Origin of the sequence: Pedobacter sp. AK013, assembly GCF_014205835.1 — a bacterium.
Taxonomy (GTDB): Bacteria; Bacteroidota; Bacteroidia; order Sphingobacteriales; family Sphingobacteriaceae; genus Pedobacter.
In genome coordinates, this window is record NZ_JACHCQ010000014.1 from 127,301 (window position 1) to 137,106 (window position 9,806).

General features: G+C 37.9%; 10 protein-coding genes and 2 tRNA genes. 7 read left to right on the top strand and 5 right to left on the bottom strand.

Annotation, left to right across the window (positions count from 1 at the left end; translation table 11 throughout):
* Positions 1 to 134 precede the first annotated feature (134 nt).
* The 4 genes from HDC90_RS11615 (at position 135) to blaB1PEDO (ending at position 3,345) form a co-directional block, all read left to right on the top strand.
* Positions 135 to 1,268, top strand: coding sequence for a histidine decarboxylase (locus HDC90_RS11615; RefSeq protein ID WP_184466502.1), 1,134 nt, complete (start codon positions 135 to 137; stop codon positions 1,266 to 1,268).
* A gap of 74 nt (positions 1,269 to 1,342) precedes the next feature.
* Entirely contained in the window at positions 1,343 to 1,939 is a 597-nt protein-coding gene (locus tag HDC90_RS11620) for a short chain dehydrogenase (RefSeq protein ID WP_184466504.1), read from the top strand.
* Positions 1,940 to 2,053: 114 nt separating this feature from the next.
* Complete coding sequence (locus tag HDC90_RS11625; RefSeq protein ID WP_184466506.1) at positions 2,054 to 2,560, top strand: GNAT family N-acetyltransferase; 507 nt, start codon at positions 2,054 to 2,056, stop codon at positions 2,558 to 2,560.
* Positions 2,561 to 2,631: 71 nt separating this feature from the next.
* Entirely contained in the window at positions 2,632 to 3,345 is a 714-nt protein-coding gene (blaB1PEDO, locus tag HDC90_RS11630; protein WP_184466508.1) for a PEDO-3 family subclass B1 metallo-beta-lactamase, read from the top strand.
* 74 nt (positions 3,346 to 3,419) lie between these two features.
* On the opposite strand, the gene HDC90_RS11635 is transcribed toward blaB1PEDO, so the two are convergent.
* The 4 genes from HDC90_RS11635 to era all read right to left on the bottom strand — a co-directional run bounded on the left by HDC90_RS11635 (position 3,420) and on the right by era (position 7,143).
* Positions 3,420 to 3,929, bottom strand: a complete 510-nt coding sequence (locus tag HDC90_RS11635) for an N-acetyltransferase (protein ID WP_184466510.1) — start codon at positions 3,927 to 3,929, stop codon at positions 3,420 to 3,422.
* A 337-nt stretch (positions 3,930 to 4,266) separates the two neighbouring features.
* Positions 4,267 to 5,568 (bottom strand): ribosome biogenesis GTPase Der, encoded by a 1,302-nt coding sequence (der, locus tag HDC90_RS11640; protein WP_184466513.1) that lies wholly within the window; start codon positions 5,566 to 5,568, stop codon positions 4,267 to 4,269.
* Between the two features lie 155 nt (positions 5,569 to 5,723).
* Complete coding sequence (locus tag HDC90_RS11645; RefSeq protein WP_184466515.1) at positions 5,724 to 6,230, bottom strand: TlpA disulfide reductase family protein; 507 nt, start codon at positions 6,228 to 6,230, stop codon at positions 5,724 to 5,726.
* Positions 6,231 to 6,246: 16 nt separating this feature from the next.
* A complete protein-coding gene (gene era / locus HDC90_RS11650) occupies positions 6,247 to 7,143 on the bottom strand; it encodes a GTPase Era (protein ID WP_184466516.1) in 897 nt (298 codons plus the stop codon).
* Between the two features lie 113 nt (positions 7,144 to 7,256).
* On the opposite strand from era, the gene HDC90_RS11655 reads away from it, so the two are divergent.
* The 3 genes from HDC90_RS11655 (at position 7,257) to HDC90_RS11665 (ending at position 8,943) form a co-directional block, all read left to right on the top strand.
* A tRNA-Met gene (locus HDC90_RS11655) sits at positions 7,257 to 7,332 on the top strand.
* 70 nt (positions 7,333 to 7,402) lie between these two features.
* Positions 7,403 to 7,474: transfer RNA gene (locus HDC90_RS11660), tRNA-Glu, on the top strand.
* A gap of 245 nt (positions 7,475 to 7,719) precedes the next feature.
* Entirely contained in the window at positions 7,720 to 8,943 is a 1,224-nt protein-coding gene (locus HDC90_RS11665; RefSeq protein ID WP_184466519.1) for a site-specific integrase, read from the top strand.
* A gap of 399 nt (positions 8,944 to 9,342) precedes the next feature.
* On the opposite strand, the gene HDC90_RS11670 is transcribed toward HDC90_RS11665, so the two are convergent.
* Positions 9,343 to 9,717 carry a hypothetical protein gene (locus tag HDC90_RS11670; RefSeq protein ID WP_184466521.1) on the bottom strand — a complete coding sequence of 125 codons (375 nt, stop codon included), beginning with the start codon at positions 9,715 to 9,717 and terminating at the stop codon, positions 9,343 to 9,345.
* Positions 9,718 to 9,806: the final 89 nt, after the last annotated feature.

Sequence of the window (9,806 nt, forward strand, 5' to 3'; positions counted from 1 at the left end):
GATGATAAATCTATCCCCCACAAAGAATTTAAATATCAACAAAACCAAATATAACAAAATAATATTCTTAATATTTAATAACAAATAATACTATATTTTGTTATTATTAACTTTGCCTGCAAATCATCTCTTTTATGAAACTGAGCAAATTACAGGAAAAAGATCAACAGGTATTAAATGATTTATTAGTAAACGTTAAGAAACAGACTGATCTATTTTTAGGTTATCCCGTTTCAAAAGACTTCGATTATCAGGCGCTTTCAGATTTTTTAAAATACCCAATGAACAACCTGGGCGATCCTTTTGTTACTTCAACTTATGGTGTAGGCTCGCGTGAACTCGAAAAAGAAGTAGTCCAGTTTTTTGCAGAGCTTTTCCGTGCACCTGCAGATAACTGGTGGGGTTATGTAACCAATGGCGGTTCAGAGGGTAATCTCTATGGCCTATACCTTGCGCGCGAGTTACATCCAAAGGGAATGGTTTATTACTCTGAAGCCACACATTATAGTGTGCAAAAGAATCTGCATTTACTTAATATGTCAAACATCGTTATCCGTACCCAGGAAAATGGAGAAATCGATTACGAAGACCTGGAACATACCATTCGCATGAACCGCCATATGCCCGTTATTATTATGGCCAATATCGGCACCACCATGACCGAAGCGCGTGATGATGTGGCCAAAATTAAAGCCATCTTAAAAAAACTGGCTATTCAACACTATTATATCCACGCTGATGCGGCACTTTCAGGCACATACAGTGCATTAATAGAACCAAGACCAGCATTTGATTTTGAAGATGGTGCAGATAGCATCGCCATTAGCGGTCACAAGTTTTTTGGTTCGCCCATGCCTTGCGGGGTAGTAGTTGCTAAAAAATCGAACCGCGATCGGATTGCCCGTTCGGTGGCTTACATTGGAAGTGTTGACACCACAATTACGGGATCTAGAAATGGCCATAGCCCCTTATTTTTATGGCATGCCATTAAGCGTTTGGGTATAGCAGGTTTAAAAAACAGGGCCATGCATAGTTTAGCAACCGCAGCCTATACCGAACAAAAACTTAAAGCGCTAGGTATTGCCGCATGGCGAAATGCGAATGCCATAACCGTAAACTTTCCTACTCCATCTGCAACAATTTGTAAAAAATGGCAACTGGCAGCAGAACAGGGAAATTCGCATATCATCTGCATGCCAAACGTAATGCAATCGCACATCGACCTCTTAATTGCCGACCTTAAAGCCGAAATGGTGCTACGGGATTGACGTTAGACAAACATTTCAATAATCCCGATGTTTAATAACTATACTAACTTAGTGTACACATTAAACAGCTATAGATGAAAATTATAATTGTAGGCGCAACAGGCACACTGGGCAAAAAAGTTGCAGCAGCTTTTGCACAAAAACACGAGATAATCCGCGTAGGAAATACAAAAGGTGATGTTCAGGTTGATATTACCAATGAAACATCGATTAAGGCCATGTTTGAACAGATTGGTGCTTTCGATGCTCTGATTAGTACCAGTGGAAAAGGCCCTTTTGCGCCAGTAAGCCAGATGACGGGTGAAGTATTTAAAGGAGGCTTGCTGGGCAAATTATTGGGTCAGGTTAACCTGGTGCTTATTGGGCAGCACTATATTAATAAAGGTGGTTCGTTTACCCTAACTTCAGGCATATTGGCTGAACATCCGGTTGCAGCAGGTGCGGCATTGAGTACTATAAATGGCGGTTTAAATGCATTTGTTTTGGCAGCTGCCCCTGAGCTCGAAAATGGTGTTCGTATAAACGCCATCAGTCCCAATGTGGTTGAAGATTCGCCAGCATATTTCGATTCTTTTCCCGGAGAAATCCCTGTTACCATGGAGAAAGTTGTTAAAGCTTACGAGAAAAGCGTGCTGGGCATTTTAACAGGCCAGGTAATAAAGGTTTATTAATTAAACTCAGTATTTGAAAAAATCCAAAACTTCGATTTTTAACAAAAGCTTATTCTAAAATTTTGGTTATTCAAAACCCAAAGTTTTATATTAGTCTGTCTAACAAATTCAAACATGATAGAGACTGAACGCCTCATTTTAAAACCATTAACACACGATCAGCTTTTAAAATACATAAAAGATGATCATTCGCTTGAACAAGAGTTTGGCCTTTTGCCAACAAAGAAAAATATTTCGCCTTCCCTTCATGACGCGCTGGAACAAACGATTTTACCTAACGTTTTCGATAAGGATAAAGATTATCTATACCATACTTTATGGACTATCATTTCCAAACCCGACCATAGAATGGTAGGTGATATCTGTTTTGTTGGTGAGCCTGACCCCAATGGCGAAATAGAAATAGGTTATGGCACTTATAAAGAATTTAGAGGGAAGGGCTTTATGATCGAAGCCGTTGGCCGGTTAATAGAATGGGCAAGGGAACAGCCTAAAGTGAAATCGGTTTTTGCCGCCACCACAAAAGATAATGTAGCTTCTTATTCTATTTTAGAAAAAAACAACTTTATCCATATTGGAGAAGTTGATGATATGTTAAGCTGGAAAATTGAATTGAAATAATTTAAGTCAATTGCGTTCGTTTGCATTGAAGACAATTCCTTTTTTTTGAATTGATTAATAAAACTTATCCTATGCGTTATCTTTTTTCCTTTTTACTTTGTTTATCCACCCTTGCTTCTTTAGCGCAAAACCCCAAATTAAAAATCAAACATTTAACAGGCGATCTTTATGTTTATACCACCTACAACACCTATAAAGGCGCCGTAACGGATGCAAATGCCGTGTACCTGGTTACTAATAAAGGCGTTGTCGTAATCGATGCGCCTTGGGATGCTACACAATTCCAGCCATTTCTGGATTCTATACAAGCCAAACACCACCAAAAAGTTGTGCTGGCCATTGCCACACACTCGCATGGTGACCGCGCAGGTGGTTTAGCATTTTTTAAAAGCAAGGGTATAAAAACTTATACCAATAAATTAACCGATGAGATATTGAAAACCAACAAAGAGCCACGTGCAGCCTACACTTTTACTAACGATACTACTTTTACAGTAGGACAGTATAAAATAAATACCTACTACGCCGGCAAAGGGCACACGAAGGATAACCTGGTGGTTTGGTTCCCAAAGGACAAAGTTTTATTCGGCGGCTGCCTGATTAAAAGCACCCAAGCGGATAATTTGGGTTATATTGGAGAAGCCGATTTAGCCGCATGGCCGAAAAGCATCGAAAAGTTAAAGCAGAAGTATCCTGATACCAAATTTGTGATAACCGGACACGATGCCTGGGGAAACAGGGAATCTTTGGATCATACACAGAAATTGTTGAGGGAGACAAAGTAGATATACTTATGTTGTTTTACAACTAAGAGGTGTAGAAACAATTTCAGCAAGACGATCGCATTATAATAATTCCCTTACAGTACAATTTCGAACAGGCTTAAACTAATCCCTTCATAGTGTTTTGGCAATCCATCTGTTTTTTCCATGGTTACAACACCAACATAATCAAAACCGCAACCGGTATAATATTCGAGCAGTTTTTTATTGTCCGCCCAGGTGTCCATTCTGATAAATTTAATCTCGTTCTTTGCTGCGTAATCTTTAGCCCATTTGATAATTTCCTTCACAAAAGAATAGCCTCTAAATTCGGGATGGGTTACAATTCTGTGGATATAAATCGCATCATGATCCCGATCTCCCCAAATTAACAGATCGTTAAAGGTAACGGCAAATACACAGGCCACTACACCATCGACTAAGATTTTATATTGGCGGTTTTCATCAATTTCGGTTTGCACCAATTCTCCGCTAAAGCCTTGCCAATGTTTGTTGAACACCTTCTTTTGATGCGCAACAGCCATATCATAAAATCTGAAAATGACATCGATAGCAGCTGCTTCGCTATTTAGAACCTGTAATTGCATGAAACAAAGGTAAGGGTAAAATTTTTATCCAATTAGTCGGGATTTACGATCCCGTCTTTGGAGTTTAGATCTTTGTGGATTGCAAATCCACAGAATAGTGCGACGAGATTACAAATCTCGACGAACAAAGGATCGTCATTTCGACCGTAGTGGAGAAATCTTTGAACTGTCCAATAAGCATAGTTTAAAGGTTTTTCGATCTCGCTGCGCTCCAGTCGAAAACGATTGAGCAAAAGCAAAAACAGGCTGCTTCTTTAAGAAACAACCTTGTTTTTTTTATAATATTGTTGGGTATCCTGACTTAAACCTTTCGCCTTTAAACCCTCTACCTCAAAACTTATTTCTGCCTGAAATAAATCTGGATCGGCGCACCAGAAAAATCGAAATTTTCTCTCAATTTATTTTCGATGAAACGCTTATACGGATCTTTAATGTACTGTGGCAAGTTGCAGAAAAAGGCAAACATTGGCGAACTAGCATTAATCTGTGTGATGTATTTAATCTTAATGTGTTTCCCTTTTAATGCTGGTGGTGGGAATTTCTCAATCAGTGGCAACATTACATCGTTTAATTTAGATGTAGGAATTTTCTTGCTACGGTTTTTATAAACATCTAAAGCTGCTTCTATTGCCTTAAAGATACGTTGCTTGTTTAATACGGATGTGAAAATGATCGGTACATCGGTAAACGGACGGATACGCTCATAAATCTGCTCTTCGAAAGCTTTCATCGTTTGCGTATTTTTTTCTATCAGATCCCATTTGTTTACCAGAATTACGATACCTTTTTTGTTCTTTTCGGCCAGATGGAAAATATTGATATCCTGACTTTCAATTCCTTCTACGGCATCAATCATTAATACCACAACATCAGCTTCTTCTAAGGCTTTAATGGTACGCATTACTGAATAAAACTCCAGATTTTCTTTAACCTTTGTTTTTTTACGTAATCCGGCAGTATCGATCAGCATAAACTCATGCCCGAATTGGTTATAATGGATTTTGATCGAATCGCGGGTGGTACCTGCATTTGCGGTAACAATATTACGCTCTTTACCAATTAATGCATTAACCAAAGAAGATTTACCCACATTCGGACGACCAGCAATGGTAATCTTAGGCAATTGGTTTTCTTCTTCTTGAATATCTTCAAAATTCTTAACAACCTCATCCAACAATTCCCCTGTTCCAGAACCGGTCATTGATGACAGTGGATATACCTCGCCTAAACCGAAACCGTAAAAAGTGTGAATTTCGTTATATAAAGCAGTATTATCTACTTTATTTGCACAAACAAAAACGGGTTTATTACTTCTGCGCAATACCTGAGCAATATCATCATCTAAATCAGTAATACCTGTTGTTACATCTACCATAAAGATCAATACACTAGCCTCTTCGATGGCAATCATTACCTGCTCGCGGATGGCAGCTTCGTAAACATCTTCTGAGTTGGCTACATAACCACCGGTATCGATTACGGTAAATTGTTTATCTATCCACTCGCCCACACCATAGTGCCTATCGCGGGTTACGCCGCTCATATCATCTACAATGGCTTTACGGCTTTCTGTTAGTCTATTAAAAAGGGTGCTCTTGCCTACGTTTGGCCTGCCTACGATGGCTATAATGTTACTCATGGGTGTTCTTTTGATAGTTAATGGCTTATAGTTAATGGTCGTGGTGTTTAGGCAAGCTGCTCAAACTATTTGGCTATCAGCCATTGACTATCAACTACTAACCGATTTATTTCGGGCTGCAAAGGTACGGTTATTTTTCGTAACCTCTATTAATATTAATTTTTATACTTTTCTAAAAGTCCTTTTATTACTTCTTCGGTTAATTGATTTCCTTGCAATAAGGGAAAGCCCTCCCACCTTACAATTCCTTTCGGATCGATAAGGATAGCATGCGGAATACCTTTAACCTGAAGCGAGTCTTTCACTGTCCCCTTAGTATCTATGGCTTCAAAATAGTTGATTTTAGGATTATTAAAAGCTTCTACTTTTTCAGCTGCTTCGTCAGAAACACCAATAATTACAATTTTATCGGCATATTTCTTTTGAATATCGTTTAATGTAGGGATATATGCCCTGCATGGTCCGCACCAAGTTGCCCAAAAATCGATCAGCACAAACTTCCCTTTGGTATCAGGCTGTTTTGAAATCCATTTTTCAACAATCAGGTCTGGCGCTTTTTCGTTCAGGATAGATTTTGCCCACAATTTTTTACCATTGTTTGATTCCTGGGCAAAAACCGTTGTACCGATCAACAGCAAGAGAAACGTTAAATTTTTCTTCATACCCTAAAAATCGAAATTAATTATCGTAACCGAAGCTTTTTAAATAATTCTTTTTACTTCTCCAGTCGGGAATTACCTTCACAAACATTTCCAGAAAAACCTTGCTATCTAAAAATTTCTCGATCTCTAAACGCGCTTCAGTGCCTACCTTTTTCAACATGCTTCCGCCCGTACCAATCAAAATGTTCTTTTGCGAATCGCGTTCGACCACAATTTCTGCGGTAATTCTGATCATGGCACCTTTGCCATTTTTCATTTCCTCTTCTTTAAAACTCTTCACAATTACCTCAGTACTGTAAGGAATTTCTTTCTGATAATTAAGGAAGATTTTTTCGCGGATAATCTCCGAAACAAAAAAACGCTCTGAACGATCCGTCAGATCTTCCTTATCATAATACGGTGGATGTTCCGGCAACATTTCGAGCACACGATCTAATAACCCGTCGACATTGTGTTTATGTAAAGCCGAAATTGCATAAATAGCAACAGGATTTAACTTCTCCTGCCAGTAGGCAATCTTCTCATCAACCTGCTCTTGCAATGCTTTATCAATTTTATTGATGAGTACAATTGTTGGAATATTACGGTCAAGGATTTTCTCCAGAACATCATCCTCATCGTGCCCTTCATTAATATCGGTTACGAATAAAAGTACGTCGGCATCGGTTAAAGATCCGTTCACAAAGCTCATCATACTCTCTTGTAAACTGTATTTTGGCTTAATTATACCCGGCGTATCAGAGAAAACGATTTGATATTCTTCTTCATTTACGATCCCTAAAATGCGGTGCCTTGTGGTTTGTGCCTTAGGAGTGATAATGCTAAGTCGCTCGCCTACAAGCACATTCATGAGGGTAGATTTACCTACATTTGGTTTACCTATTATACTAACAAAACCTGCTTTATGCGCCATTAAAATATTTTTTAAAAAAAATTTGCAGTACAAAGAAACGAATTATATCTTTGCATTCCAATTCGGAAACAGCGTTAAGGATTTAATTCAAAGAAAAAACGAGTTGTATAGCGTGCGGGGTGGAGCAGTTGGTAGCTCGTCGGGCTCATAACCCGAAGGTCGCACGTTCGAGTCGTGTCCCCGCTACCAATTCAGTTGGTAGTTATCAATTGGCAATTTTAATTGCAAATTGATAACTGGAAATTAAAATACTGAAAATGGCCCGTTCGTCTAGGGGTGAGGACGCCAGATTTTCATTCTGGAAACAGGGGTTCGATTCCCCTACGGGCTACTTATTAATGAGCGAAAGCTTGTAAAAACCTGCAAATCATACGATATGCAGGTTTTTTTAGTTTACGAGGATAGCAAAATATTCAATTATTATCAAAAAAAAAGTGAGTCATTCGGTGAGTTACTTTTTGGAAAATAATTACTCACTGGAGATAGGAAAAATCCTTCGCAATAAGGTCCAAAATATGGACATCTTGACTTCATTTTACTGTAGGGCTAACTTTGTTTAACCTAATGAGTCAAATCATGAGTACCAATTATTCTCTACTCTTCTACTTGAAGAAACCTAAAGGCTACCTTACAGGACCTAAGCCAATCTACATGCGTATCACTGTTAACGGAATTCCCAAAGAGGTTTCCACTAACCGAAACTGTGACCCTTCTCGATGGAATTCAAAAGCTAACAGAGCGTCAGGAACCAAAGAAGAATTTAAAACGCTAAACTCTTATCTTGATGCGCTACAGCATAAAGTAATGAATATCCATTTGGAGTTAATGAAAACCGGTGCAGATATTTCATCAGAAGTCATCAAGCAAAAATTCCTGGGAAAGGATATCGAACGCAGAATGTTAATAGAACAGTTCTCGGATCACAATCAAAAAATGGAAGCACTATTGGGCAATGGATTCAAACAAAATACTTTAAAAGGTTATAAAACAACATCTACCCATATTAGTCAATATTTGGAGAAAGAATATAAAACATCGGATATTGATATAAGGCTTGTTGATCACGCATTTGTAGTAGGACTCGAATTTTATCTTCGGTCTGTAGCAGCTTGCTCGGCAGTCACAACAGCCAAATACATCAAAAACTTTAGAAAGATTATTAATCTTTGTCTTGCACACCGCTGGCTTACGGAGAATCCCTTCCTCCTTTATAAGACAAAGGTTAAAGCCAAAGAAAAGGAATTTCTGACTAAATCTGAACTGGAAAGAATTGAAAGAAAGGACTTCAAAATTGAAAGACTGCAACATGTGCGTGATATTTTTGTTTTTTGCTGTTATACTGGCCTTTCCTATATCGATGTTAAACAACTTCGTACTTCTGATATTGCTACAGGTGTTGACGGAAAATTATGGGTATTGACTAGCCGTGAAAAAACCGACATCAATTCAAACATCCCGCTCCTTCCCGACGCTCTCAATATTATAAATAAATATTCCGATTATCCACCAAGCGCAGCAAAAGGTTTAGCTCTTCCAGTATTAAGTAATCAAAAAATGAACAGTTATTTGAAAGAAATTGCTGATTTATGCGAGATCACAAAGGAACTTACATTTCATAAGGCTCGCCATACTTTTGCTACAACTATTACACTATCCAATAATGTTCCGATCGAAACGGTATCCAAAATGCTTGGCCATTCAAATATTAAAACAACACAACACTACGCGAAACTGCTTGACACAAGAGTGGGTACTGATATGGATACATTAAAGCAAAAATTACAAAGACCTCAAATATAAACGAAAGAAAATCAATATCGCTTGCACCCCTCCCATTGAAAATTAACTCCTTATTTATATAAATCCACAAATCATTTATAGGACAGCTTTAGGGAACTGAAAAAATATTCTACCGACAGATGTCAGGATATTATGCAAATCAGGTTTGGAAAATTACAAAAATCTAGACCTGATTAAATTCCGTTTTATTTTTTACCTTTTATCCTTAAGTCTATCATAATTTACCATTCGGACCTAAAAAAGGCACGAACTAAGACCATGAAAAAAGTTTCAGCACAAAAGTTTCAGTGGGACTAACAAGTTATACATTAGAATCATTTAATCCATTTCCTACGTATAATACAATATTAAAAACATTGCTGCTATTACTTCTCATGGCATCTGTCACCAGAAAATTCATTATTTTAAATCATCAGTTCCATGATTCACCACCTGCAGAGCCTGATCCAAAATGTTTTTATCAACATCTATAAAATGAAATAAGCCTGCATGCTTGATTTCTAATATTCCTTTATAGCTGTTGATGACCAGCTTCGATGTCTCCAGGCTATTATCTCCCGACTGTACCTTATTCTGGGATTTTTTCGATTTCCTGAATATATATCCAAAAAAATCAGGTAATGAAAGTAAACTCACCAACGATTTTTCAGAAAATGTCATTGTTTTTAGAATAAAGTGATCTGAAGGGAAGTTAAAAGCCTCAACCTCATTTACACCATACACATTCCTATCGAAATACATCACAATTTCCCTCTTTAATAAATTAGGGTGCATATACCAATAAATTTGACCCCCTTTCGCCAATTTCAAATTGACCCCCAGAGTTGTTGCTTGAAAAAAGCAGAAGTTGTTGTGCAAAAAGG

Bases quoted from the DNA above. Each gene is read 5' to 3' on its own strand.
- HDC90_RS11665 (WP_184466519.1), top strand. From the start codon at position 7,720: ATGAGTACCAATTATTCTCTACTCTTCTACTTGAAGAAACCTAAAGGC.
- HDC90_RS11615 (WP_184466502.1), top strand. From the start codon at position 135: ATGAAACTGAGCAAATTACAGGAAAAAGATCAACAGGTATTAAATGAT.
- blaB1PEDO (WP_184466508.1), top strand. From the start codon at position 2,632: ATGCGTTATCTTTTTTCCTTTTTACTTTGTTTATCCACCCTTGCTTCT.
- HDC90_RS11620 (WP_184466504.1), top strand. From the start codon at position 1,343: ATGAAAATTATAATTGTAGGCGCAACAGGCACACTGGGCAAAAAAGTT.
- HDC90_RS11625 (WP_184466506.1), top strand. From the start codon at position 2,054: ATGATAGAGACTGAACGCCTCATTTTAAAACCATTAACACACGATCAG.
- der (WP_184466513.1), bottom strand. From the start codon at position 5,568: ATGAGTAACATTATAGCCATCGTAGGCAGGCCAAACGTAGGCAAGAGC.
- HDC90_RS11645 (WP_184466515.1), bottom strand. From the start codon at position 6,230: ATGAAGAAAAATTTAACGTTTCTCTTGCTGTTGATCGGTACAACGGTT.
- HDC90_RS11635 (WP_184466510.1), bottom strand. From the start codon at position 3,929: ATGCAATTACAGGTTCTAAATAGCGAAGCAGCTGCTATCGATGTCATT.
- HDC90_RS11670 (WP_184466521.1), bottom strand. From the start codon at position 9,717: ATGCACCCTAATTTATTAAAGAGGGAAATTGTGATGTATTTCGATAGG.
- era (WP_184466516.1), bottom strand. From the start codon at position 7,143: ATGGCGCATAAAGCAGGTTTTGTTAGTATAATAGGTAAACCAAATGTA.